Below are 24,534 nucleotides of genomic sequence, written 5' to 3'. Positions count from 1 at the left end.
CCCATGAAGTCGCGCCTCGCCGCCCTGCTCCTGCTGTTTTGCACAAGCCTCGCCCAGGCCGCCCCCACCGTGCTGCAACGCCCCATCGACCTGGACACCGGCCAGGGCGTGCTGCACGGCAGCCTGCTGCTGCCCCAGCAGGCCACGCCACCCCCGGTGGTGCTGATCATCGCCGGCTCCGGCCCTACCGACCGCGATGGCAACAACCCAGCCTCCGGACGCCTCGACAACCTCAAGCGCCTGGCCTTGCTGCTGGCCGGCGAACACATTGCCAGCGTGCGCTTCGACAAGCGCGGCGTGGCCGCCAGCCAGCCGGCCACCCCCGATGAACGTGACCTCAGCGTCGAGCGCTATGTCGCCGACGTGGTGGCCTGGGGCCGCGCGCTCAAGCAGGACCCACGCTTCGGCCCGCTGATCCTGGTCGGCCACAGCGAAGGCGCACTGATCGCCAGCCTCGCCGCGGAGCAGGCCGGCGCCAGCGCGGTGATCACCCTGGCCGGCAGCGGTAGGCCGGTGGCCGACGTGCTGCGCGAGCAGCTGGCCCAGCGCCTGCCGCCGGCGCAATTGCCCGCTGGCGTGGCGCTGATCGACCGGTTGCAGGCCGGACAGACCAGCCTCGACGTTCCCGCGCCGCTGCGCCAGGTGTTCCGCCCCAGCGTGCAGCCGTACCTGATCACCTTGCTGCACCAGGACCCGGCGGCGGCCTTCGCCCGGCTCAAGGTGCCGGCGCTGATCGTCCAGGGGCGCAACGACATCCAGGTAGAGGTGGCCGATGCCGAGCGCCTCAAGGCAGCCAAACCCGACGCGCAACTGGCGTTGATCGACGGCATGAACCACGTGCTGCGCATCAGCCCCCGGGACATGAGCCAGCAGCGTGACAGCTACCGCAACCCCGAGCTGCCGCTGGCGCGTGAGCTGGGCGAGCGCATCGTCCTATTCATCCAAGGGTTGCCGCAGGCCTGAGACCTGCCCTCAGGTATTGCCCAGGCCTGCCGATAACGCGGCTGAGAAGGCAGTGATCCGCGGCCCACGCGCCCGGCCGCCGTGCACCTGAGGAACCCCTGATGACCGATGCCCCCGCCGCCGAGGCGACCGAAGAACAAGCGCCGGAAAGCGCCCCGCAGCCCTGGGCGGACCTTGCCGCCGAGCACTTCCAGCTGCTGCGCCTGGCGCCGATGCCGACCGACCGCAACAGCGGCGCCCGCCCGCTGCGCTTCGTCCAGTTCGGCTACGCCGAGCGCCACGACAAGGCCCACAGCCTGTTGCGCATGGAAATCCGTCTGCCTGGGCAGAAGGTGCGCAGGGAACAGAACCAGCTGGACATCCGTGTCGACCATGAGCTGCGCACGGTGCGCATCGGCGACCCGGCCGGCCTGCAGCTCGAGCCCCTCAACCGTGGTGTTGGCCGCTACCTGCTGGCGCAGGCGGTGCAATGGCTGCAGCACCGCTGCTCGCACTACCAGATCGAAGGCATGAGCCTGCCGAACAAGGACGCCCTGAACGAAGACACCCGTCTGCGCCGCGACCATGTGCTGCGCAGTGTTGGCCTGGAGGTGGAATACACCGATGGGCAGCTGCTCAAGGGGCGCCTGGTGGAAACGCCGGTGGGCCAGCTCAAGGGCGGCTGGAACACCGAGAAGGTGCAGCGCGTGGACAACCTCGAGGCCGCCGGCATGCTGCAACAGGCCGAGCAGAACCTGATGGAGAAGGAAGCGCAGTTGCGCGAGCGTGACGAACGCGTGGCCAAGTACCGCCGCGAAGACAGCGGGCTGCGCTTTACCATCACCTGCCTGGTGGCCTTCGCTGTGTTCCAGGCCGGTTTGCTGATCTGGATCGCCACCCGCTGACAGCCTGGGGCCGCCAGGCGGCCCATCGCCGGCAAGCCGGCTCCCACCCCGACCGGGCCGCCTTCAGGCCAAGCGCCATCCTGTGGGAGCCGGCTTGCCGGCGATGGGCTGCGCAGCAGCCCTGGCTACTCAAGAAGGGTCAGACCCGCGCCTTGAACAGCTCCTGATGCTGCCGGCACTGCTCGGCCGTCAGCATGAACACCCCGTGCCCACCGCGCTCGAACTCCAGCCAGGCAAAGTCCACCTCGGGATAGAGCGACTCGACGTGCACCTGGCTGTTGCCCACCTCGACAATCATCAGGCCCTTGTCGGTCAGGTGGTCGGCCGCCTCGGCCAGCATCCGCCGCACCAGGTCCAGGCCATCGTTGCCGCAGGCCAGGCCCAGTTCGGGCTCGTGGTGATACTCGGCCGGCATGTCGCCGAAGTCCTCGGCATCGACATACGGCGGGTTGGACAGGATCAGGTCGAAGCGCTGCCCCGGCAGCCCGGCGAAGCCATCGCCCTGCACGGTGTACACACGCTCCTCCAGGCCATGGCGCTCGATGTTCTGGTTGGCCACCGCCAACGCATCAAAGGACAGGTCGGCCAGCACCACTTCGGCGTCCTGGAACACGTCGGCGGCCACGATGCCGATGCAGCCGGAGCCGGTGCACAGGTCGAGGATGCGCGCAGGCTCGGCGGCCAGCCAAGGCTCGAAGCGTTTCTCGATCAGCTCGCCGATGGGCGAGCGCGGTACCAGCACGCGTTCGTCGACGATGAACGACATGCCGCAGAACCAAGCCTCACCGAGCAGGTAGGCGGTCGGCACGCGTTCTTCGATGCGGCGCTTGAGCAAGTGCTGCAGGCGTACACGCTCATCATCCTCGAGTGCGCAGTCCAGATAGCTGTCGGCCACCTCCCAGGGCAGGTGCACCGCGCCGAGCACCAGCAGGCGGGCCTCGTCCCAGGCATTGTCGGCGCCGTGGCCGAAGAACAGTTCATGCTCATGGAAGCGGCTGACCGCCCAGCGGATATGGTCGCGCAGGGTGCGCAGGCGGGATGTGATCACGGGGTACTCCTTTTCAGACAGGACAAAAGTCTAACAGCCCACACCGCACAAATGTTCCCTCCGATGGCCGAATGGATAGCCACAAGCCAGTAACCATGCCGCCTGCACTGTCAACCATTCACATTGGCGCCAAGGCAAGGGAGAATAGGTACACAAAAGCCCTACCCAAGGAGCCCTTGATGTCCGTTCCAACCACGATGTTCCGCCTCACTGGCCGCGACTACCCGCCGGCCAAGCTGAGCCAAGCCAGCCTGATCGTCATCGATGCGCAGAAGGAGTACCTGAGCGGTCCGCTGGCGCTGTCGGGCATGGACGAGGCCGTGGCGAACATTGCCAGGTTGCTCGACGCCGCCCGCAAGGCCGGCCGCCCGATCATCCATGTCCGCCACCTCGGCACCGTTGGCGGTCGCTTCGACCCGCAGGGCCCGGCTGGCGAGTTCATTCCCGGGCTGGAGCCGCGCGAAGGCGAGGTGGTGATCGAGAAGCGCATGCCCAACGCCTTCAAGAACACCAAGCTGCACGAGACCCTGCAGGCCTTCGGCCCGCTGGACCTGATCGTCTGCGGTTTCATGAGCCATTCCAGCGTCAGCACCACCGTGCGCCGCGCCAAGGACTATGGTTATCGCTGCACCCTGGTCGAAGATGCTTCGGCGACTCGTGACCTGGCCCTGAAGGACACCGTGATCCCCGCCGCGCAGATCCACCAGTGCGAGATGGCCGTGATGGCCGACAACTTCGCCTGCGTCGCCCCCACCGCCAGTTTGGTCTGAACCACGACCGCCCGGCGGACGGGCGGAACCCCAAGGTGACCCGCAGGTCGAAATCCGGATCAGCACCACCCGATCCTGAGGAATTCGAATGAAGCTCAAAGGCAGTTTCGATGCCAAGCGCCTGCGCCAGCGCGAGCCGAGCAACTGGGGCGCGCGTATCGCCGCGGCACTCTCGGTGCTGCTGGCCACCCTGGGCATCCTGCTGGCCATGGCCGGCTTCGCCGGCTTGCTGGGCAACTACGCCGCCCTGGCCGAACTCAATGCCAACCGGCCATTGTCGGCGGTCCTGACCATTGTCGGCCTGACCCTGCTGTACTTCGGCGTGCGCCTGTGGCGGCGCAGCCGTATCCGCCTGCGCCGCGGGCGCGAACTGAACCTGTCGCCGCACCTGATGAAGAAGCACGACTGACGCGTCTCGTACCGTCGCCAGGGGGAGCGGGCTTGCCCCGCGATGACAGTCGCGTAAACTACGCCGCCCACGTGGAGGCACCATGCAAGACGACGACTTTTCCCTCTTCCGCAGCCAAGTGCAGGGCGTCAAGCCAATCAAGCACGATCGCGCCGAAGTCGGCAAACCCAAGGCCGACCGCAAGCAGCTGGCAGGCCTGCGCCAGGCGGCGACCATCCGCAGCGACCAGACGCTGGTGATCGACGGCCTGTCCGACCAGTTCGTCATCGATGTCGGCGCCGAGGATGAGCTGATGTGGCGGCGTGACGGCGTGCAGGAAACCCAGCTGCGCAAGCTCAAGCTCGGCCAGATCGCCTTCGAGGGCAGCCTTGACCTGCACGGCATGAGCGTCGAGAAGGCCCGCGAGACGCTGTGGGCCTTCATCGCCGAAGCGACCAAGCTGGAAGTGCGCTGCGTGCGGGTCACCCACGGCAAGGCCGCGCGCCTGGACGGCAAGCGGCCGATGATCAAGAGCCACGTCAACACCTGGCTGCGCCAGCACCCTCAGGTGCTCGGTTTCACCTCGTGTCAGGCCCGCCACGGCGGCACCGGCGCGGTCTACGTGATGCTCAAGCGAACCATGCTCGAAGGGCGCGACGAGTGACATCGCGCTTGCAGCGCCGCCGTCGCCGCCGTACCCTTCGCCTTTGCGAAATTTTCCACAGGTAGATCCATGTCCCTGGAACAGAACTACACCGCGATCCTCAGCCAGATCGGCGAGGATGTCTCCCGCGAAGGCCTGCTCGACACGCCCAAGCGGGCAGCGAAGGCCATGAAGTACCTTTGCCGCGGTTATGAGCAAACCCTGGAAGAAGTGACCAACGGCGCGTTGTTCACCTCCGACAACAGCGAAATGGTGCTGGTCCGGGATATCGAGCTGTATTCGATGTGCGAACACCACATGCTGCCGTTCATCGGCAAGGCCCACGTGGCCTACCTGCCCAAGGGCAAAGTGCTGGGCCTGTCGAAGGTGGCGCGGATCGTCGACATGTACGCCCGCCGCCTGCAGATCCAGGAAAACCTCAGCCGCCAGATCGCCGAGGCCGTGCAGCAGGTGACCGGCGCCGCAGGCGTGGCGGTGGTGATCGAGGCCAAGCACATGTGCATGATGATGCGCGGTGTCGAAAAGCAGAACTCGACCATGCTCACCTCGGTGATGCTCGGCGAGTTCCGCGAGAACGCCGCCACACGCAGCGAGTTCCTCAGCCTGATCAAATGATCGGCCTGTTTTCCGAGCCGACCCTCTGGGGTCGGCTTTTTCATTTCAGGAGTTGCCCATGATCGTCAAAGCCCTGCGGGTCGGCCTCGGCCAGCTTATCGTGTTCGGCGACTGGATCAGCCGTCCGGCCAAGACGCAGCGCGATGCTGCGGCCCAGGCCCAGGTCGAACAGCAGGCCAAGGGCCTGGCGCTGTACCAGTTCCATGCCTGCCCCTTCTGCGTGAAAACCCGCCGCGCCCTGCACCGCCTCAATGTGCCGGTGGCGCTGCGCGATGCGAAGAACGATGTGCAGCACCGCCAGGCGCTGCTTGAAGGCGGTGGCCGGGTGAAAGTGCCGTGCCTGCGGATCGAGGAACAAGGCGAGGTGACCTGGATGTACGAGTCCAAGGACATCATTGCCTATCTGGACAAACGCTTCGCGGCGGTCTGAGAGATCGCCATCGCGGGGCAAGCCCGCTCCCACGCAAGCCAGAACCCATGGGGCGGGTCTGCGTGGGAGCGGGCTTGCCCCGCGATAAGGCCGGTCAATCCACCATCGGCACATGCCGAGGATGACTGGCCACCCGCGCCAACCAAGCCTGCACCGCCGGGTAAGGCGCCAGGTCGAAGCCCCCCTGATGCGCCACATGGGTATAGGCGTACAACGCCACGTCGGCGATCGAGTACTGCTCGCCGACCAGGTAAGGCGTCATTTCCAGCTGCTTATTCATCACCTTGAGCGCCTTGTAGCCGCCCTTGTGCAGCCCCCTGTACTCCTCCAGCCGCTCTTGCGGCAGCCCCAGGTAGAACTGGATGAACCGCGCCACGGCGATGTAGGGCTCATGGCTGTACTGTTCGAAGAACTGCCATTGCAGCACCTGGGTGCGCAGCCGCGGCTCGCTGGGCAGGAACTCGCTGCCATCGGCCAGGTAGTTGAGAATCGCGTTGGATTCCCACAGGCAGGTGCCGTCCTCAAGCTTGAGCACTGGCACCTTGCCGTTGGGGTTCATGGCCAGGAACTCGGGGGTTTGCGTCTCACCCTTGAGAATGTCCACCGGGTGCCACTCATACGGGCGGTCGAGCAGGCTCAGCATCAGCTTGACCTTGTAGCAATTGCCCGACTGGTAATCCCCATACACCTTGTACATCGCCCCTCCCCTTTCACGCAGTTGCGTAGTAATGCCCCATAGTTGGCGACTGTACGGCTAAATGCAATGCCTGCTGTATGGCAAGGATCACGCCATGGCACGGTAGCCTGAAAAAACTGCTTACACCTGCACAAGGAATTCCCTATGACCGATGCCACCTCAGCGCGCCTGCGGCCGCTGGCGGACAGCTCGCCGTCGGCGATCGTCGCCGGCTTTATCGCCATGCTCACCGGCTACACCAGCTCGCTGGTGCTGATGTTCCAGGCTGGCCAGGCGGCCGGTCTTACCAGCGCGCAGATTTCCTCATGGATCTGGGCCCTGTCGATCGGCATGGCAGTGTGCAGCATCGGCCTGTCGCTGCGCTACCGTACGCCGATCACCGTAGCCTGGTCGACACCCGGCGCGGCACTGCTGATCACCAGCCTTGGCGGGGTGAGCTACGGCGAAGCGATCGGCGCCTACATCACCTGCGCCGTGCTGGTGCTGATCTGCGGCCTGACCGGCAGCTTCGAACGCCTGGTACGGCGTATTCCCGCTTCCCTGGCCTCGGCCCTGCTGGCCGGCATCCTGTTCAAGATCGGCAGCGAGATCTTCGTCGCCGCCCAGCACCGCACGGTACTGGTGCTGGGCATGTTCTTCAGCTACCTGCTGGTCAAGCGCCTGTCGCCGCGCTATTGCGTGCTGGCCGCTCTGCTGGTCGGCACCGCGCTGTCCGGCGCCCTGGGGCTGCTGGACTTCAGCGGCTTCCAGCTGGAAGTTGCAACCCCGGTGTGGACCACGCCAAGCTTCTCGCTGGCGGCGACCATCAGCATCGGTATCCCGCTGTTCGTGGTGGCCATGACCTCGCAGAACATGCCCGGCGTCGCTGTGCTGCGCGCCGACGGTTACCCGGTGCCGGCTTCGCCGCTGATCTCGGCCACCGGCTTCGCTTCACTGCTGCTGGCGCCGTTCGGCTCCCACGGGATCAACCTGGCGGCGATCAGCGCGGCGATCTGCACCGGGCCGCATGCCCATGAAGACCCGGCCAAGCGCTACACGGCGGCGGTCTGGTGCGGGATCTTCTACGGTATCGCCGGCACCTTCGGCGCCACACTGGCGGCGCTGTTCGGCGCCCTGCCCAAGGAGCTGGTGCTGTCGATCGCGGCGTTGGCGCTGTTCGGTTCGATCATGAACGGCTTGAGCGTGGCCATGGGCGAGGTGCGCGAGCGCGAAGCGGCCCTGATCACCTTCATGGTCACAGCCTCGGGCTTCACCCTGTTCTCGATCGGCTCGGCGTTCTGGGGGATCGTGGCGGGGGTGCTGACCTTGCTCATACTCAGCCCGCGCAAAGGCTGAGACAAGCACAGGCATTCACAAGCGGAAATGCCCCACCATTCCCTTCAGGTCATTGCCCAGTTGCGCCAGCTCTACGCTTGAACGGGCATTGTCCTCCATCGCCAGTGCCGCCTGGTCGGCGCTGCCGCGAATCTGCGTGACGCTGCGGCTGATCTCCTCGGCCACCGAGCTCTGCTGCTCGGCCGCCGCGGCGATCTGCTGGTTCATCTGCTGGATCAGCGACACCGCCGCCGCGATGCTGCCCAGGGCGCTCTCGGTCTGCAGCGTGTCGGCCACCGCCAGGCGCACCAGCTCGGTGCTGCCGCGGATCTGCATCACCGACTGCTGAGCATTGCCGCGCAAGCTGGCAACCAGGCGCTCGATCTCCTCGGTGGATTGCCGGGTACGCCGAGCCAGGGCACGTACCTCGTCAGCCACCACCGCGAACCCGCGCCCCTGCTCCCCGGCACGCGCCGCCTCGATCGCGGCATTGAGCGCCAGCAGATTGGTCTGCTCGGCCACGCTCTTGATCACCTCAAGCACGTCACCGATGGTATGGATCTCGGCGCTGAGGCTGTCGATGCCACTGCTGGCGGTTTCAGCGGCCAGCGCCAGTTGCTCGATGCGCTGCATGCTCTGACGCACCACCTGCTGCCCTGACCCGACCTTGTCGTCGGCAGCCTGGGCCGCCTGGGCTGCCTGCTCGGCGTTGCGCGCCACATCGTGCACGGTCGCGGTCATCTGCTGCATGGCGGTGGCCACCTGCTCGGTCTCGTCCTTCTGGCTACCGACTTCGCGGTTGGTCTGCTCGGTGACCGCCGACAAGGCCTGGGCACTGCCGGCCAACTGGTCGATACCCTGCTGCAAGCCACTGACGATGCCGGACAAGCCTTCGGCCATCTGCTGCATGGCCTGCAACAGCTGGCCGACCTCGTCGGCACGCGGCGGCTCGGCCTCGATACCCAGTTCGCCTGCGGCAATGCGCCGGGCCCGGCTGATCACCCGCTTGAGCGGCGCGACCACGGCGCGGGTGATCAGCCAGGCCGCCAGCACGCCTACCAGCAGCGCCAGCGCCGTGGCCGCAGTAATGGCGACGGCGTTGCGTGCCAGTTCGGCCTGCATGGCCTGCTCCTGATCGGCATACACCTGGTCGACACGCGCGGTGACCTGCTCGGCACGCGCCTGCAACTGATCCTTGATACCCCGCTCCTGGCCCAGCAGGTCGGTGTACTCGTTGAGCTTTTCGGAGAAACTGCCGATATGCCCGGCCACTTCGCCCAGCACGCTCTGGTAGCCGGCGTCGGCGACCGAAACCTTGAGCTGGTCGACCAGGGTCGCCGCTTCGACGGTCTGGGCGATGCGGCCCTCGGCGCTGGCTTCACCGCCCTTGCGGCTCTGGTCCAGGCGCACCCGGGCCTCGTCCATGGCCTGCAGCATCAGCCGCGACACCTGCGCCACCTGCCCGGCCTGTTCCAGGAACTCACCACCCTGCTGCCCCTGGGACTGCTTGAGGGTATAGGTGCCATCGTCGGCCAGGCCGGCCTGCAGCACATCGAGGTTGTTGGCCACGCTCGATACCGACCAGCTGGCCATGTCCAGGGCCAGCTCCTTGGCCTGCACCGCCTGGACGAACTGGTCGAAAGCTTGCGCATAGGCATTCAGATCGGCCTCGGTCGAAGCCAGTGCCGGCACGGCCCGGGCCCGCTCCACCAGCCCCTGCAGCCCCGTGCGCAGGGCATCGGCCTCCTTGATGTCCGAGCGCAGGGCGAAGGCCTGTTCGTGCTGGCGCAGCTTCAACAGGTCGGTATTGAACTGGGCCATCTGCCGCAGCCCATCGAAGCGTTGGCCGACATTGGCCAGGGCGTACACACCGATCGCAGCCACCACCAGGGTGAGCAGCAACACCAGGGCGAAGCCCAGGCCGAGCTTGCGCGCCATGCCCAGATTGGCCAGTACACCGTGCTTGGTCGCCGCCATCACCAATCCCCTCGCCTTGTCGGACTTTACCGACAGCAAGAGTGACAATGGCGCCGACTCCGTCACAAGAGCCAGACGCGCCAATGGTGTCATTTAGCTATGAGCCTGTCGCTTTCAGACCGCCGGAGGTCGCCCCGCATGCCGAAAGAACGCCTCGGCCCGGGAATCCTGCCCATAGGCGACATTGATGCGCAGCCAGTCACTGGCCCGGCCGTGCGGATCGAAGGCGCTGCCCGGGGTGAGCAACACGGCATGCTCCAGCGCCAGCCGCTCCAGCTCGGCAAAGTCGCGCCCGGGCACCCGGGCCCAGACGAACATGCCGCCGACCGGCTCGCAGAACACCTCCCAGCCGCAGGCCTCCAGCTGCCGCAACGTCCTGGCCCGGTGCTGGCCCAGGCGCAACCGCAGACGCTGCACGCTCTTGCGATAGCCGCCATTGGCGAGCATCTGCCCGACCACCTGCTCAGCGAAGCGCGAGGTGCCGATGCCCGCGACCATCTTCAGCTCGGCCAGACGCGCCACCAAGGGCGGATCGGCCACCACATAGCCGACCCGCAGCGAACTGCTGAGGGTCTTGGAGAAGCTGCCCAGGTAGATCACCCGTTGCTCACTGTCGAGGGTAGCCAGCCGCGTCGCCGGTCCGTCCTGGAAGTCGGCATAGAGATCATCCTCGACAATCCGCAAGTCATGCCCGCGGGCCAGCTCCAGCAGGCGATAGGCGACCTTGGGCGTCAGGCTGGTGCCGGTCGGGTTCTGGTACAGGCTGTTGATGAACAGACAGCGCGGTCGGTGTTCGGCGAGCAACTGCTCGAGCACGGCCAGGTCTGGACCACTGGCAGTGCGCGGCACCTCAAGCATGTGCACACCGTGCAGGCGCAACAAGTTGTACAGGTTGTAATAGCCGGGGTGCTCCACCAGCACTGTATCGCCCGGCTTCAACAAGGTTCGCACCAGCAGGTCGAGGGCATGGCTGGCACCCTGGGTGGTGACGATTCGCTCCGGCTCGGCGGCGATATCCAGCCGCGCCAGCCCCTTGTGCAGTTGCAGACGCAGGCTGGCCAGGCCCTGGGGCGGGCAGTAGTCGAACAGCGCCTCGGGCGCGCCACGGCTGACCTGGCGGATGGCCTGGGCCAGTTCAGCCTCGGCTCGCCAGGCCACGGGCAACCAGCCGCAGCCGAGCTTGAGCAGTTGCTCATGCCCTTCGCGGAACTGCCGCCAACTGCCGTCGATCGCCTCGCCCCATGGCTCGCCGGGGTCGGGCCGCAGGCCCGGCTTGCGCTCGGCGACGAAAAAGCCTGCGCCATGCCGCGCCTCCAGCCAGCCATTTGCCGCCAGACGGTCGTAGGCCTCGATCACGCACGACGCGCTGACCGCCTGGGCCTTGGCCAGCGCGCGGATCGACGGCATGCGAGCTCCGGGACGCAGGCGCTGCTGTTCGATCCAGGCCTGCAGGTGCTCGGTCAGTTGCTGGACCAACGGGGTGGGGAGTTCGCGGTCAAGATTGAAGTGCATGGCAAGTGTTCTGAGATTTCAGACAAACAGTTAAGCACAAAAAACGGCAGAGTGTGCCTTGGCGAACAGCCGCCCTAGATTGGATGCTGGGCGCAATCGATCTTGCGGATATCCCTATGCCCACTCGCCACGCCCCGGCCCTGCTGGCCTTCGCCCTGTGCCTGATCACCCTTGCCGTCAATCTCCAGGCCCCGCTGTACATCACCTACGCCGACCTCTCCGGGCAAGGCGCCGCAGCGACCGCCGTGGCTTTCTCCGGGTACGTGCTCGGCGTATTGCCAGTGCTGCTGGCCCTCGGCGGCCTGGCCGATCGGGTCGGCCGACGCCCGTTGATCCTGGTCGCACTCGCCCTGTCGATGATCGCCACCTTGATCATGCTGCTGTCCCCCAGCCTGGCCTCCCTGGGCGTGGCGCGCTTGTTCCTGGGCCTGGGCACCGGCTTGGCGTCGGCCACGGCCACCGCGTACATGAGCGAGCTGATGCGGCCCGGCGAAAGTGACCGCGCCGCGATCTGGGTCACCGCCAGCACTTCCTTGGGTTTTGGCCTCGGCGCGGCGTTGACCAGCCTGTTCCTGCTGCGCGGGCAGACACTCACCCCTGGCAGCTTCCATCTGCAACTGGCGCTCGCCACCTTTGCCCTCGCGCTGGTCTGGCGCCTGCCAGACCCACGCCCGACGCAACGCAGCGCCATGCTGCGCCTGCCGTGCTATCCCAGCGGCAGCCTGGCCTATGGCCTGGCGATCCTGCTGGCCTGGGCCTGTGTCGGGCTGGTCATCGCGTTGCTGCCGGGGATCCTGCGCCAGCACGGCCTGAGCGCCTGGTCGGGATTCTCGACCTTCTGCGTGATCAGTTGCGGCCTGCTGTTCCAGCCCCTGGCCCGGCGCATGGCCAGTGCCCAGGCGACCTTGCTCGGGCTGCTGATCCTGCCGTGCAGCTACGCGCTGCTGGCCTGGGGCGCCGCCAGTGGCAACCTGCCGGGCGTTTTGATGGGCGCCGTGGCCGCCAGCAGCGCCTGCTATGGCTTCATCTACCTGGGCGGGCTGGCGGCGGTGAATCAGTTGGCCGGCCAGGAAAAAACCCGGGCCTGTGCCGGGTTCTTCCTGCTGGCCTACCTGGGGTTCAGCCTGCCGGTGATCTTCACCGGGCTACTCAGTGACCGGCTGGGGTCGCAGCTGGCCTTGATCGTGTTTGGTGGTGTGTTGCTGCTGGGCTGCGCGGCGGTGGCACTGGCCCTGTGGCTGGCCTCGGTCAGATCGCCAGCGCGCCACCGTCGACCGTCAGGCTGTGCCCCGTCGTGAACGCCGCGCCATCGCTGCACAGGTACAGCACCGCGCTGGCGATCTCCTCGACCTTGCCGATACGCCCGACCGGGTGCATCGCCGCAGCGAACTCGGCCTTGCGCGGATCAGCCTCGTAGGCGCGACGGAACATGTCGGTGTCGATCACCGCCGGGCACACCGCATTGACCCGGATACCCTTCTTCGCGTACTCGATGGCCGCCGATTTGGTCAGTCCTATAACCGCGTGCTTGGAGGCGGCATAGATGCTCATTTTCGGCGCCGCCGACAGGCCGGCCACCGAGGCCGTGTTGACGATAGCGCCGCCGCCCTGTGCCAGCAGCAGGGGCAACTGGTACTTCATGCACAGCCACACACCCTTGACGTTGACACCCATGATCGCGTCGAACTCCGCCTCGCTGCCCTCGGCCAATCGCCCCTTCTCGATTTCGATGCCGGCATTGTTGAAGGCGTAGTCCAGACGCCCGTATGCCTCGACTACCCGCTCGTGCAATTGCCGCACATCTTCGTCACGGGTAACGTCGCAGGCAACGAACAACGCTTCGCCACCACTCTGGCGAATCAGCGCCACGGTGCCTTCGCCACCATTCGCATCACGGTCGGCCACCACCACCTTGAGCCCCTCGCCGGCGAATGCCTGGGCCGTCGCCCGGCCGATGCCCGCCGCGCCACCGGTGACCAGGGCAACCTGGCCGGAGAAAGTCATGCTCATCACTGGCTCCTGCAAAAGGATGGGAAGTCGTGGCTGAGTCTAGCCAGGGCACCGCTGGGCTGGGCAGCATCATCAAGGGTACGGTTGGACTACTATCGTTCGCAGTGATCTTGCGTGACGCGGCCCATTCAACCCGCCGATCATCCCCCCTCACACTCGTTCAGGAGAACTCGCCATGCCCCACACCAACCGCCGTTTCCTGCTGACCAAGCGCCCGGTCGGCGCCGTGCGCCGTGACGACTTCACCTATGAGCAGGCACCTGCCGCCGAGCCAGGCGAAGGTCAGGTGCTGGTGAAGAACCTTTACCTGTCCCTGGACCCTGCCATGCGCGGCTGGATGAACGAAGGCAAGTCTTACATCCCCCCGGTGGGCCTTGGCCAGGTGATGCGCGCACTCGGCGTGGGCGAAGTGGTCAGTTCCAAGCACCCGGACTACAAGCCCGGCGACCATGTCAGCGGCGCCCTCGGCGTGCAGGACTACTTCACCGGTGAACCTCAGGGCCTGCACAAGATCGACCCGCGTCTGGCCCCCCTGCCGCGCTACCTGTCCGCCCTGGGCATGACCGGCATGACCGCCTACTTCGCCCTGCTCGATGTCGGCCAGCCCAAAGCCGGCGAAACCGTGGTGATCTCCGGCGCCGCAGGCGCGGTCGGCAGCATTGCCGGGCAGATCGCCAAGCTCAAGGGTTGCCGCGTGGTCGGCATCGCCGGCGGCGCGCAAAAATGCCAGTACCTGCTGGATGAACTGGGCTTCGATGGGGTCATCGACTACAAGGCCGAAGACGTGCTCGCCGGGCTCAAGCGCGAATGTCCCAAGGGCGTGGATGTGTACTTCGACAACGTCGGTGGCGATATCCTCGATGCCGTACTGTCGCGCCTGAACTTCAAGGCCCGGGTGGTGATCTGCGGCGCCATCAGCCAGTACAACAACAAGGAAGCGGTCAAGGGCCCGGCCAACTACCTGGCGCTGCTGGTCAACCGCGCGCGCATGGAAGGCTTCGTGGTGATGGACTACGTCAAGGAGTACGGCAAGGCCGCGCAGGAAATGGCCGGCTGGCTGGCCAGCGGCAAGGTCAAGAGCAAGGAGGATGTGGTGGAAGGCTTGGAAACCTTCCCCGAGACGCTGCTCAAGCTGTTCAGCGGGGAGAATTTCGGCAAGTTGGTGCTGAAAGTCTGATCATTGCGGGCTGCACTCACGCGCAGACAGGTTTGTGGGAGCGGGCTTGCCCCGCGATGGCGATTACCTGAGCTGACGCCATCGCGGGGCAAGCCCGCTCCCACGATCCCTGATTTAACCGCGGATTTCAGCCACCACAGCAGCCAACGCCTGGGCCGGATCTGTAGCCTGGCTGATCGGACGCCCGATCACCAGGTAATCGGAACCGGCGTCCAGTGCCTGGCGCGGGGTCAGGATCCGGCGCTGGTCATCCTGGGCGCTGCCCGCCGGGCGAATACCCGGGGTCACCAGCTGCAGCGACGGGTGCGCCGCCTTCAGTGCCGGCGCTTCCAGCGCCGAGCACACCAGGCCGTCCATACCGGCCTTCTGCGCCAGCGCCGCCAGGCGCAGCACCTGCTCCTGCGGGTCGACATCCAGGCCGATACCAGCCAAGTCCTCGCGCTCCATGCTGGTCAGCACGGTCACGCCGATCAGCAGCGGCTGCGGGCCGCTGCGCTTGGCCAGCTCTTCGCGGCACGCCGACATCATGCGCAGGCCACCGGAGCAGTGCACATTGACCATCCACACGCCCATCTCTGCCGCGGCCTTGACCGCCATCGCAGTGGTGTTGGGGATATCGTGGAACTTAAGGTCGAGGAACACTTCGAAGCCCTTGCTGCATAGGGTCTCGACGATTCCCGCAGCGCTGCTGGTGAACAGTTCCTTGCCCACCTTGACCCGGCACAGGGCGGGGTCGAGCTGGTCGGCCAGCTTCAGGGCGGCGTCACGGGTGGGGAAATCCAGGGCGACGATCAGGGGCGTCTGGCAGGCGGACATGGGCAGGGTCTCTTGGCAAGTCGTAAACGGCGCGCATTGTAAACGAAGTGGGGCGGGGTTTGGGGGCCGCGGGTCATGAGAATTGGCCTGGGTGGGGGTGGCTCCTATAATGGAACCAACGGCTGCGGCAATGGCTCGAATGCCATGTAAGCGGTGCCCTGTACGCTTTCTGGAGAATCTCGATGCCTTGGTATGCCTGGTTGATACTGCTTGTTGCTCTCGGGTCGATTGTCGGCGGATTGATGCTGCTGCGGGATACGGCGAAGAAGTTGCCGTTGACCGAGGAGCAGTTGAAGAAGGTGCATGAGCGCAATGCCGAGGCGGATGCGAAGGATGCGCAGGATCGCTGATGCGCGGCAGAAAGCCGACCGATACTCATCGGTCGGCTGACCGAGGTTAGTTCACCCTCAGCTTTTCACGGTTGCGCTCGAGCAGCGCATTGCCGATTCCCTTGATTTCCAGCAACTCATCGACCGATTGGAATGGGCCGTGCGCCTCTCGATAGGCCACGATTGCCTCTGCCTTGGCCTTGCCGATGCCATTGAGTTCGTTCTGCAGGGTCAACGCATCGGCCTGGTTGAGATCAACCGTCCCCATTTGCGCCGATGACGTGGCAGCTTGCAGTTCGACCTGTTCGACAACGGGTACCGGTGCCGCTGCAGGCGCAGCGGAAACAGAGAATGACAGGCAGGTGAAGACCGGCAGCAACAGATAGGTCAGTACATAGTTTCGCATGTTGAGACTCCTTGGTCGTGGATTCCAGAGGCAGCGTTCCTTGGCTGCCCCTAAACCCTAGACGTTCTGGATGTCCGATCAACAGATGAAGGCCAGGTAGATTATTTCCAGATCATTCCGGGCATGCAGCGCATGCTGTTTCAGGGTTCCATGCGCCGCTGCAGATGGATCCAGTCAACGATCTCACTGTCCGGAGAGTAGCCACTGACCATTTCTCGCAGCAGTTGGCGAACAGCAACATAGTCATCCGCCTGAACGGCGCCCTGCAGCCGAATCAGTTGCTCCTTGAGCACGGACCAATCCAGGAAGTCCTCGTCGGCACTCATGATCATCGGATGCTGGGTAGAAACGACATTGTCTCCGATCAACAATTCCTCGTAGAGCTTTTCGCCTGGCCGCAATCCGGTGAACTCGACGGCAATGTCACCATTGGGGTTTCGCTCCGACCGAACGCTGAGTCCGGAAAGATGAATCATCTTTTCCGCCAGCTCGACGATCTTCACCGGCTTGCCCATGTCCAGCACGAACACATCCCCCCCCAGTCCCATGGACCCCGCCTGGATAACCAGCTGCGCAGCCTCGGGAATGGTCATGAAGTAACGGGTGATCTTCGGGTGGGTGACGGTCAGTGGACCACCCGACTTGATCTGCTTGTGGAACAGAGGAATCACCGAACCCGAGGAACCCAGTACGTTGCCGAATCGAACCATGGTGAACCTGGTCCGATTGACATGGGACAGATTGCTGCTGCGACCAAACAAGACTGGGGCAGACTCACGACTCAAGGCCTGCAGGATCATTTCCGCCAGACGCTTGGTACTGCCCATGACGTTGGTTGGACGCACCGCCTTGTCAGTGGAGATCAATACGAAATTCGAAACGCCTGCCTGCAACGCAGCCTGTGCGGTGTTGAGCGTTCCAAATACGTTGTTCAACACACCTTCGGCGATATTGTGCTCGACCATGGGCACATGCTTGTAGGCAGCGGCATGGTAGACCGTATCGATATGCCAGGTACGCATGACATCAAGCAGCTGGTCAGGATTGCGAATGGAACCCAGGATCGGCAGTACCCTGACAGGGAGCGACTCACGGGCAACCCGTTGCTCCAACTCGCTGAGGATGCTGTAGAGATTGAACTCGCTGTGTTCGAACAGCAGCAGATTCTTCGGACGAAGACTCAATATCTGACGGCAGAGTTCGGATCCGATCGACCCACCGGCTCCGGTCACCAGAACGGACTGGCCGACAACGCAGCGTTCCAGCAACTCGCCCTGGGCTGGCACCGGGTCACGTCCAAGCAGATCGGCAATGTCGACTTCCTGGATGTCATCGACCTTGACCTGACCACGGGCCAGGTCCATGAAGCCAGGCACACTACGCACATGCAAAGGGAAGCCTTCGAGGAAACCGAGTATCTCACGGCGACGCGCACGGGTCGCCGAAGGAATGGCCAAAAGGATTTCCTCGGCGCCGGTCAGGTCCAGCATTCTCTGGATGTGCTTGGGTTTGTATACTTGCAGCCCAGCGATCACCCGGTCACTGATGCTCTCGTCATCGTCAATGAACGCCACCGGCCGCATCAACCGGCCCATGCGCAATGCCGCCACCAGTTGGTTGCCGGCAGCGCCAGCCCCATAGACCGCAACTTTCGGCAAACCATCATCACGATTGGTGAAGGGCACATGCTTGGCCGCTGCAAACCAGTCACCGAGGAAGTATTGGCGCATCACCAGGCGCAGACCGCCCAGAAACACCAGGCTCAACCACCAGTAGTTGAAGATGATCGAACGTGGCACCACCGCTTGATGGTTGCTGTACCAGTAGACCACCAGAGCAAGGATCAGCGACGAAAGGCTGACGGCCTTAACAATGGCGATCAGCGCATCGTTACCGAAATATCGCATGACTGCACGGTACATGCCGAAGCGTATGAACAGTGGGATCGCCACAATCGGGGCGGCGATAAAGAGCCACAGGTGCTCCTTGATCGGATTGGATAGCTCTTCGACCCCCAGGCGAACAAGAAATGCCAGCCACAAGCTGCCCCAGACCAATACAACGTCAGTTGCAACCTGCAACAGCCTTTTGTATCGCCGAGGCAACCCTAGCAATGCGGACCGAAAACTATCCATAACCCCTTTCAAAATCATTCTCCTCTTACTGAACCTGAGCCGCACTCGCAACAATAGTGGCTGGCATGAACGATGCCGCCGGGGCCTTTTGGTCACTCATGCTGGCGACTTGTCGACCATTTCCCTTTGCCCCGCCTTGAATTTGACGGCAAGCGCGAGGAGCGGTGCATAAGCCACGATCACGCCAACCAATGCATCCACATGTCCCAGTGCCACAATGGCCGCCCAAGGCAGCAGCCAGAGCAGATTGATGGCCGTTACGGCCAGCGTGACGGGACGGTGCTTACCGAAATATCGCGAAGCATACTGGTAGGCATGGCTTCGGTGTGCTTCATAGACCTTGTCGCCACGCAACAGCCGACGAGCCAGGGTAAAGGTGGCATCGACGATGAAAACACCCATCAGGATGATCCACGACCAGAGCAGCACGGGGGCGCCGTTCGCGGCATGCAATGACAGCAGCGCCAACTGGATTCCCAGGAAACCACTGCCTGCGTCACCCATGAAAATACGTGCCGGTGGGAAGTTCCAGAACAGAAAACCAGCCACGGCCAATGCAAGCAATGCTGGTGCCCAAACCATTGATGAAGCGCCACAAGCGACATAGATGACGCATGCACCCAAACAGACCGTTATCGCCTGAAGGCTAGCCAAGCCGTCGATACCGTCCATGAAATTATAGAGATTAAGCATCCACACAATGTAGAAAGCCGCCAGCACGTAGGTAACCAGGCTGATGTCCAGTGTCGCGCCCAGGATCACCAGCTTTGGCGCATTACCTAGCCAGAACAACACCCAGCAGGCTGCGGAAAAATGTCCCAGCAATCGCCACCGTGCCGCGATATGGCCATGGTCATCGAGAAATCCGATTACTGCCACCAGGCCGCATCCACCCAAAGAACCGATCAGCAGGCCGGTCGAGATGAGATCGAGGCCGTAGGCAACCGGCAATGCCGCGAGGAACGCCAGCACGATTGCCACACCACCACCGCGTGGAGTGGGAACGGAGTGAGAACTGCGGGCATTGGGAACATCGATGATGCTTCGGGCAATTGCATAACGACGCAACGCCCCTGTCAGCAAGTAAGAAACCAGCAGAGCAGCAATGGGAAGGATCCAGTAACTCATCGAATGGGGTTTTCCAGGAAATGTTTTGCAGTGATACCGAGCGCTTCCTCCAGTGACACAGGCGGCTCCCAACCGAGCATCTGGCGTGTCTTGGAGATATCGACCTGAAGCGAGCCGCAGAGACGTTGTGACAGCGCCCGCTTACCCAGCAGATTGGCCCCGAAGGTCAGTAGCGAGCTCGGTACCGGTATCAACCTGGCCGGCTTGCCCAGGGCGACCGACATCTTCTGTAGCAGCTCCGTGGTGGAAACGTCATGGCCGTCACTCACCAGAAACACTTGGTTGGCGGCCGCCGGGTGCGAGCAGCACAACACGATCAGGTCGACGAGGTTGTCCAGGGCCACAAGGCTGCGCTTGTTATGTATGGCACCGAAAGGCAACGGAATCTGTTTGTCGAGCCAACGCATCATATTGTGGAAGTTGGCCTTGACCCCAGGTCCGTAAACCAGCACAGGCCTGATGACGACGATCTCCATGCCCAGGTCACGTCCCAGCTTCATCAACTGCTCTTCCGCTTCCTGCTTGGACACCCCGTAAGGGTCCGAGGGCGAGGCATCATCATCTGCATGGTAGGGCTGCCCCAAAGGCGTTCCCTCGCCATTGACCTTGATCGAGCTGATAAAGACAAAGCGCTTTACCCCAGCTTGGGCGGCGCGCCGGGCAAAGGCAAGCGTTGCCTCGACATTGATCTTGCGAAATTCCGCCAACGGGTCGGCGGCGACCTCGTTCATCACATGCACCCGGGAGGCACAATGAATCACCACGTCAAACGCCCGCTCAGCCTGAGGCCAGGCAGATTCGCTTGCCAAGTCATCAAACAGGTGTTGCTTGACCCCGGCGGGCAACGAGGTCGATTGCCGGCGCACTGCCGCAATCACCTCTACCGGCATCGTCGCCAATCGCTTCAACACACCTTGACCAACAAATCCGGAACCGCCTGTTAACACTATGCGCATCGTACCATCGCCCCTTGTCCTTTCTACTTGCGGCATCATTGGCGGTCCATGATCGCCTTGATGAACATCTGCATTTCCCCAACTACCAGATCCTGCGAAAAGTCCCGGCGGGCCCTCTGCAGTCCAGAGACCGCGAGCCTATCACGAAGTACGGAGTCGCTATGAAGCCGGGTGAGAACCTGCCGAATCTGCGCAATGTCCCCTGCTTCATGGAACAACCCGGTGACATCTTCTTCGACGGCATCGGTCAATCCGTAGATTCGCGAGACCATGCTGGGCACTCCCACCGCTGCCGCCTCGATGACCGCCAGGCCAAAACCTTCCCGGTAGCTGGGCATGCAAAACACGTTGGCCATTGCCATGTAGTGCTCTGGTGTCCGAGTGAAGCCCACACGATGAAACCGGCCCTGACAGGGTTGCATGATGGCGGCGAGCGACTCATCGATACCCTCGTCATCGGGGCCGACAACCAACAGATGTGCATCGGCGTACGCTTCGTCAAGCGATGCAAAGGCCCGGGCAAGATCCAATATCCCCTTGGCCGTATTGACCCGCCCAAGAAACAGGAAAACCTTGGCATTGTCGGCAATGTTCATCTCGCTACGCATTTGCGCGGCCCGCTGCGGATCCGGCTTGAAGCGCTCGATATCCACACCACTGATGGAGCCTTTGCCAAGCACCCTGATCTTGTCTCGGGCGACGATCTTCGACTCGATCAGAAAGTCTCTTTGCGAATGACTGTCAGTCAGCAGATGAGTTGCGGCGCCGGCCAGGAGACGGTCAAGGAACATCAGGAAACGACGCCCCAGCCCACGCCGCGTGAACCAGACCTGCCCGGTGAAAATGTGCACGCGGCACCGTGTCGCCGACAGCCACCCCGCCAACATGGCGACAAGTCCAGACTTGGGCATCAGGGATAGCACGCAGTCATAGCGACGCTGCATCAGGATTCGCCAAAGCCGGTACAGCGAGATCACGTCACGTTTGAGAGAGATCTTGCGTTCGATGGCATAGGGAATGAAGTCGACATGCTCTCCCAGCAGTTCCTCGACGTCATGGCGCGTACCAGGCACCACCAGTGTCACATCGTAGTTCGTACAAAGACGCTTGATATGCTCGCGCATGAAGACATGCAAAACGACAGGGACAGTGGCAACCAAACAGATTTTCTTACGCGGCCGCATTTGTGTTTCCAAACGACTCACTACCCTTCAGATTGAATGATAATTACAGAAAAGGTCTCGCCGGTCAGTTCACAATTTCTGAAAATGACCACAGCAGTCCTTGACGTCATGCAACCGCTCCCTGCATGCGGTTCAGCCCAGCTCCGCGACTGGCGTCACGCTCCTGCTGCCCGGCGAACAGATAGAGGGAAACGGCAAAGATTGGCATGACTTGTAGCCCCTTGAAATTTATGATCACGAAGATCAAGAACAGGGCCAACGCAAAAACCTTGATATCACGACTTTTCTCATAGCGCCCGCCGAACAGGACGGGCACGAGATAAAAGCAATTCAACAACATAAAAACGACGATGGAACCCAAACCGGAAAAATACAAAAGCCGCAGATAACCAACATCTGTCCCCTTGTAGAACCCCAGCTCAGAAGTGTTTTCGGAAAAATAGCGGCCATCGCCATACAGGTAGGTGGATAGCTGATCGGGGAATATGTACATCTCCGACAACGACTGGACGCTGTCACTGTGCAACTCACCCTTGGTCACTATATTCCTGAAGATTTCAGTGGCTTGGTACAAGGGCCCAGACGTAACATAGAAGCTCAGCACCACCATCGTGACGACTGACAGCAATAGTAGAACCTTCAGCCCCAAGCCGCGACGGCTCAACCCCAAGATGGCGAAAGGAATAATTGCACTACGAGCAATCGCCATCGCGATGGGGAAGATCATGATGACGAGCAAACTCTTCAGGAAGCTTTTCTGTGATATGAGCAGGTAGTAAAACACCGTGATTACCAACGTGAGCGCACCATCCACATGAAACAAGCCAAAGCCCAGCGCACGCAATCCGTAAATATGCTGGAAGACCTCCGCCGAGCGTGGCGATATGAAGCCTAGCAGCGTGGTGTACACTTCCCTGTCGAGGGTCGATATGATCGCCAGCGCGCACTGCAGGATGATCCAGGCCAGCAAAGCAGACGGCCGCTGCGTTAAGACGCGATGAATGACATAACCAAAAAATATATTCAGGAAGATCTTGCTGGACACCACGAAGTGAAAGAATAGATCACCAGGCGCTCCTGCGGTTGCCACCACCGCCCCTCCGAGCAGCCAGCCACCAAAAAGCAACAGGAAGGCAATTGCGAATCCACCGTTACTCATCAGCAATCTGAGAAAGCCCAACATATAGAAAGGCATGAGCAATACCGCCATCGGCACCTCGGTGCCGTAAACACGCGGAAACCCGACGGTCACCGTCAGTACCATCAGAGCAAGTAGAAAAGAACCTTTCCTGTCCTGTTGCTCAGCGCTGCTCATGTCTGCAGCTGTTGTCATGGGATTGCTCATCCAGCTACCACACTCACTTTTATCCTCCCCACTATCCTTTGAACGGTTTGCCGCAGCCTTCTACCCTGCATATCACTGCCGCCCGAATGACCATACCCTTGCAATCCGGAAAATCACGGGTCACGTTCATGACATGCGCCATGATCCCCGCCAATTGAAGATGCTTGGAAACGCGCCACCGGCGCCATTCCTGACTTGGTAAAAACGACCAGGCAGATAGCATGAACAAACTCCGCTGCGGCCAACCTAGATATCAATATGCCTGTACCTCTACGGGCACTTCACCAGAGGAGCAGGTGGTCCTCCATACTACCGCATATCTGTCTTTGCCAGAGCCGCCAGACGACCACCACCCGTAACTTGCCTATACAACAGCAAGCACCGGCCTTGCCCCTTAGCGCCGGTCGACCTCGATGAGATCATCGCGGTGGCGGGCGACCGCCTGCGGGACCAACGGCTCAGCGCCAATCTCCCCTGCCCGCATACGCCCCATCAGCAGGTGCCGAGCCAGCGCAATACCTGCCCCTGCTATCAGACCGGCAAGCACCCCACCGATCCCGAGCAACCACTTGCTGGGTGAAACAGGTGCAATGGGACTGACGGCACGCTGATCGACATTGACCAACTTCAGGTCCTTGGCCTGCAGGCTCACTTGCTCCAAGGCGAACCGCTCGGCCTTGATGCTCGCGATATCCTGCAGGTACAGGTCTGCCTGTTTTCGCTGCTCCAACGCCTCAACCTCTCGATTGCGGTCAAGCAACTGCAGTTTCTTGGCAATCTGCGGAATTCGCGTGTCGGCAAAGTCGTCGGAACGGCGCTGGAGCAATGCCGCACGCTCAGCCTCAAGTGCGTCGGAACCCAGGAAGTACAGGGGATCGCGACTGGCTACATCGGCTACCACGACATTCGTTGCGTTGACTCCGGCGCTACCGGCAATCGAAGCCGGAGTCGACGGCCGCTTGATGCCAAGCCGCCGAGCGATGAGCAGCGCCTCATCCAGCTGCGCGATACGATTGACGCGCAGGGTTCTCAACTCGGTCCGACGTGCGCGCATCTCATCAAGCAGTTGGGCACGCTTTACTGCATCCCGCTCGCTCAGCGAGGCTATTTGAACCTCCTTGAGCATCTCGTAGGAAACTCTCGACTTCTCAAGCTTGGTATCCAGCTCCTTGAGCCGATTGGCCACGACGGTACTCACATCCCTATCGATTCGCTCGCGCTCGACCAGTGTGGCCTGTTCTATCAAACCGTCGATAATGGCAACCCCGTCGTCGCCGGCACGATAGGTGAGGTCAAGGGTGACCGCCTCGGAGCTCCCCTCGCCATTCGACGCACTGCTGCGGCGAACCTGAAAGGCATTGCGACCGAAGAGCTCGAAGCGTTGCTCCACGCTCAAGCCTGGAACCTGGAAAGACTTGAACTGTTCTGGATGGGCCTGGAAGTAGGCGAAACGGGTGTCGTAGGACTCAAGTGCAGCACCGACCCGCTGCAGCGCCTGTTCAGGCTGAAGCTTGTAGACACCGGACCGATTCAGGGCGTCCAGCTCGAACTGGGCGACTGGACGCAGGACACTGGTGACCCGATAGTTCGGGGTCGCCATGTACCCATAGGCCAATGCAGCCGACGTAGTCACCGCTATCGTGCCTAAGATCAGGCGCCTGCCCCGCCACAGCGCGACCCCTGCACTGAAGAGATCAAAACCTGAGGCGCCAACCACTGGAAAACGATTGATAACTGTCACGATCGACCTGCCTTAGAGCTGAAAGAATACGGCGGCAGGACCCAT

The 24,534-nt window shown here is 62.7% G+C and carries 24 protein-coding genes and 1 pseudogene; 11 read left to right on the top strand and 14 right to left on the bottom strand.

Annotated elements, in window-relative coordinates; all coding sequences use genetic code 11:
• The first annotated feature begins 3 nt into the window (after positions 1 to 3).
• Both ACZ9C1_RS26055 and ACZ9C1_RS26050 read left to right on the top strand, forming a co-directional pair.
• Entirely contained in the window at positions 4 to 963 is a 960-nt protein-coding gene (locus ACZ9C1_RS26055; protein ID WP_139672757.1) for an alpha/beta hydrolase, read from the top strand.
• A 101-nt stretch (positions 964 to 1,064) separates the two neighbouring features.
• Positions 1,065 to 1,847, top strand: coding sequence for a hypothetical protein (locus tag ACZ9C1_RS26050; protein ID WP_457378557.1), 783 nt, complete (start codon positions 1,065 to 1,067; stop codon positions 1,845 to 1,847).
• A 139-nt stretch (positions 1,848 to 1,986) separates the two neighbouring features.
• On the opposite strand, the gene prmB is transcribed toward ACZ9C1_RS26050, so the two are convergent.
• The gene (gene prmB, locus ACZ9C1_RS26045) at positions 1,987 to 2,895 is read right to left on the bottom strand and encodes a 50S ribosomal protein L3 N(5)-glutamine methyltransferase (RefSeq protein WP_046856593.1); all 909 of its coding nucleotides are present in this window, start codon (positions 2,893 to 2,895) and stop codon (positions 1,987 to 1,989) included.
• Positions 2,896 to 3,074: 179 nt separating this feature from the next.
• On the opposite strand from prmB, the gene ACZ9C1_RS26040 reads away from it, so the two are divergent.
• From ACZ9C1_RS26040 to ACZ9C1_RS26020, 5 genes are all read left to right on the top strand, one after another.
• Positions 3,075 to 3,665: a cysteine hydrolase family protein gene (locus ACZ9C1_RS26040; protein ID WP_046856594.1), complete on the top strand. Its 591-nt coding sequence runs from the start codon at positions 3,075 to 3,077 to the stop codon at positions 3,663 to 3,665.
• Positions 3,666 to 3,753: 88 nt separating this feature from the next.
• Entirely contained in the window at positions 3,754 to 4,074 is a 321-nt protein-coding gene (locus tag ACZ9C1_RS26035; RefSeq protein ID WP_110698106.1) for a hypothetical protein, read from the top strand.
• Between the two features lie 82 nt (positions 4,075 to 4,156).
• Positions 4,157 to 4,717 carry a Smr/MutS family protein gene (locus ACZ9C1_RS26030; protein WP_023631547.1) on the top strand — a complete coding sequence of 187 codons (561 nt, stop codon included), beginning with the start codon at positions 4,157 to 4,159 and terminating at the stop codon, positions 4,715 to 4,717.
• A gap of 69 nt (positions 4,718 to 4,786) precedes the next feature.
• Positions 4,787 to 5,332, top strand: coding sequence for a GTP cyclohydrolase I FolE (folE, locus tag ACZ9C1_RS26025; protein ID WP_023631546.1), 546 nt, complete (start codon positions 4,787 to 4,789; stop codon positions 5,330 to 5,332).
• 58 nt (positions 5,333 to 5,390) lie between these two features.
• Positions 5,391 to 5,762 carry a glutathione S-transferase N-terminal domain-containing protein gene (locus ACZ9C1_RS26020; protein ID WP_258598785.1) on the top strand — a complete coding sequence of 124 codons (372 nt, stop codon included), beginning with the start codon at positions 5,391 to 5,393 and terminating at the stop codon, positions 5,760 to 5,762.
• A gap of 94 nt (positions 5,763 to 5,856) precedes the next feature.
• On the opposite strand, the gene ACZ9C1_RS26015 is transcribed toward ACZ9C1_RS26020, so the two are convergent.
• The gene (locus ACZ9C1_RS26015; protein ID WP_139672769.1) at positions 5,857 to 6,459 is read right to left on the bottom strand and encodes a glutathione S-transferase family protein; all 603 of its coding nucleotides are present in this window, start codon (positions 6,457 to 6,459) and stop codon (positions 5,857 to 5,859) included.
• 144 nt (positions 6,460 to 6,603) lie between these two features.
• Here ACZ9C1_RS26015 and ACZ9C1_RS26010 point away from each other — a divergent pair, with 144 nt between their 5' ends.
• Entirely contained in the window at positions 6,604 to 7,794 is a 1,191-nt protein-coding gene (locus ACZ9C1_RS26010) for a benzoate/H(+) symporter BenE family transporter (RefSeq protein ID WP_139672772.1), read from the top strand.
• 15 nt (positions 7,795 to 7,809) lie between these two features.
• Here the strand turns inward: ACZ9C1_RS26010 and ACZ9C1_RS26005 are convergent, their stop codons facing one another.
• The 3 genes and pseudogenes from ACZ9C1_RS26005 to ACZ9C1_RS25995 form a co-directional block, all read right to left on the bottom strand.
• Positions 7,810 to 8,673, bottom strand: coding sequence for a methyl-accepting chemotaxis protein (locus tag ACZ9C1_RS26005; RefSeq protein ID WP_371926762.1), 864 nt, complete (start codon positions 8,671 to 8,673; stop codon positions 7,810 to 7,812).
• Positions 8,668 to 8,895, bottom strand: a pseudogene (locus ACZ9C1_RS26000) (HAMP domain-containing protein); the annotation flags it as partial. The gene ACZ9C1_RS26005 and the pseudogene ACZ9C1_RS26000, both read right to left, overlap by 6 nt.
• Positions 8,896 to 9,864: 969 nt before the next feature.
• Complete coding sequence (locus ACZ9C1_RS25995; RefSeq protein ID WP_258598788.1) at positions 9,865 to 11,262, bottom strand: aminotransferase-like domain-containing protein; 1,398 nt, start codon at positions 11,260 to 11,262, stop codon at positions 9,865 to 9,867.
• A 116-nt stretch (positions 11,263 to 11,378) separates the two neighbouring features.
• Between ACZ9C1_RS25995 and ACZ9C1_RS25990 the strand changes: the two genes are divergently transcribed.
• A complete protein-coding gene (locus ACZ9C1_RS25990) occupies positions 11,379 to 12,560 on the top strand; it encodes an MFS transporter (protein ID WP_476254539.1) in 1,182 nt (393 codons plus the stop codon).
• Here ACZ9C1_RS25990 and ACZ9C1_RS25985 read toward each other — a convergent pair.
• The gene (locus ACZ9C1_RS25985) at positions 12,511 to 13,272 is read right to left on the bottom strand and encodes an SDR family oxidoreductase (RefSeq protein WP_110698093.1); all 762 of its coding nucleotides are present in this window, start codon (positions 13,270 to 13,272) and stop codon (positions 12,511 to 12,513) included. The two genes, ACZ9C1_RS25990 and ACZ9C1_RS25985, sit on opposite strands and share 50 nt — an antisense overlap.
• 175 nt (positions 13,273 to 13,447) lie before the next feature.
• Between ACZ9C1_RS25985 and ACZ9C1_RS25980 the strand changes: the two genes are divergently transcribed.
• Positions 13,448 to 14,449 carry an NADP-dependent oxidoreductase gene (locus ACZ9C1_RS25980; RefSeq protein WP_258598792.1) on the top strand — a complete coding sequence of 334 codons (1,002 nt, stop codon included), beginning with the start codon at positions 13,448 to 13,450 and terminating at the stop codon, positions 14,447 to 14,449.
• A 114-nt stretch (positions 14,450 to 14,563) separates the two neighbouring features.
• Here the strand turns inward: ACZ9C1_RS25980 and pyrF are convergent, their stop codons facing one another.
• The gene (pyrF, locus tag ACZ9C1_RS25975) at positions 14,564 to 15,265 is read right to left on the bottom strand and encodes an orotidine-5'-phosphate decarboxylase (protein ID WP_476254538.1); all 702 of its coding nucleotides are present in this window, start codon (positions 15,263 to 15,265) and stop codon (positions 14,564 to 14,566) included.
• A gap of 182 nt (positions 15,266 to 15,447) precedes the next feature.
• Between pyrF and ACZ9C1_RS25970 the strand changes: the two genes are divergently transcribed.
• Positions 15,448 to 15,615 carry a DUF2897 family protein gene (locus ACZ9C1_RS25970; RefSeq protein ID WP_082120463.1) on the top strand — a complete coding sequence of 56 codons (168 nt, stop codon included), beginning with the start codon at positions 15,448 to 15,450 and terminating at the stop codon, positions 15,613 to 15,615.
• Positions 15,616 to 15,661: 46 nt separating this feature from the next.
• Here the strand turns inward: ACZ9C1_RS25970 and ACZ9C1_RS25965 are convergent, their stop codons facing one another.
• The 7 genes from ACZ9C1_RS25965 to ACZ9C1_RS25935 all read right to left on the bottom strand — a co-directional run bounded on the left by ACZ9C1_RS25965 (position 15,662) and on the right by ACZ9C1_RS25935 (position 24,489).
• A complete protein-coding gene (locus ACZ9C1_RS25965) occupies positions 15,662 to 16,000 on the bottom strand; it encodes a ComEA family DNA-binding protein (RefSeq protein ID WP_277503196.1) in 339 nt (112 codons plus the stop codon).
• Between the two features lie 140 nt (positions 16,001 to 16,140).
• Complete coding sequence (locus tag ACZ9C1_RS25960) at positions 16,141 to 18,135, bottom strand: polysaccharide biosynthesis protein (protein ID WP_476254597.1); 1,995 nt, start codon at positions 18,133 to 18,135, stop codon at positions 16,141 to 16,143.
• 96 nt (positions 18,136 to 18,231) lie between these two features.
• Entirely contained in the window at positions 18,232 to 19,263 is a 1,032-nt protein-coding gene (locus ACZ9C1_RS25955; protein WP_277503193.1) for an MraY family glycosyltransferase, read from the bottom strand.
• Positions 19,260 to 20,219 (bottom strand): UDP-glucose 4-epimerase family protein, encoded by a 960-nt coding sequence (locus tag ACZ9C1_RS25950; protein WP_476254537.1) that lies wholly within the window; start codon positions 20,217 to 20,219, stop codon positions 19,260 to 19,262. Before ACZ9C1_RS25950 ends, ACZ9C1_RS25955 begins: the two co-directional genes overlap by 4 nt.
• A 35-nt stretch (positions 20,220 to 20,254) precedes the next feature.
• Positions 20,255 to 21,403, bottom strand: a complete 1,149-nt coding sequence (locus ACZ9C1_RS25945) for a glycosyltransferase (RefSeq protein ID WP_476254536.1) — start codon at positions 21,401 to 21,403, stop codon at positions 20,255 to 20,257.
• A 106-nt stretch (positions 21,404 to 21,509) separates the two neighbouring features.
• Positions 21,510 to 22,748: a hypothetical protein gene (locus tag ACZ9C1_RS25940; RefSeq protein WP_476254535.1), complete on the bottom strand. Its 1,239-nt coding sequence runs from the start codon at positions 22,746 to 22,748 to the stop codon at positions 21,510 to 21,512.
• Between the two features lie 394 nt (positions 22,749 to 23,142).
• Positions 23,143 to 24,489, bottom strand: a complete 1,347-nt coding sequence (locus ACZ9C1_RS25935; RefSeq protein WP_476254534.1) for a Wzz/FepE/Etk N-terminal domain-containing protein — start codon at positions 24,487 to 24,489, stop codon at positions 23,143 to 23,145.
• Positions 24,490 to 24,534 lie beyond the last annotated feature (45 nt).

Source organism: Pseudomonas sp. TE21435, from assembly GCF_056279265.1.
This window is presented reverse-complemented; position numbering and strand designations above follow the sequence as displayed.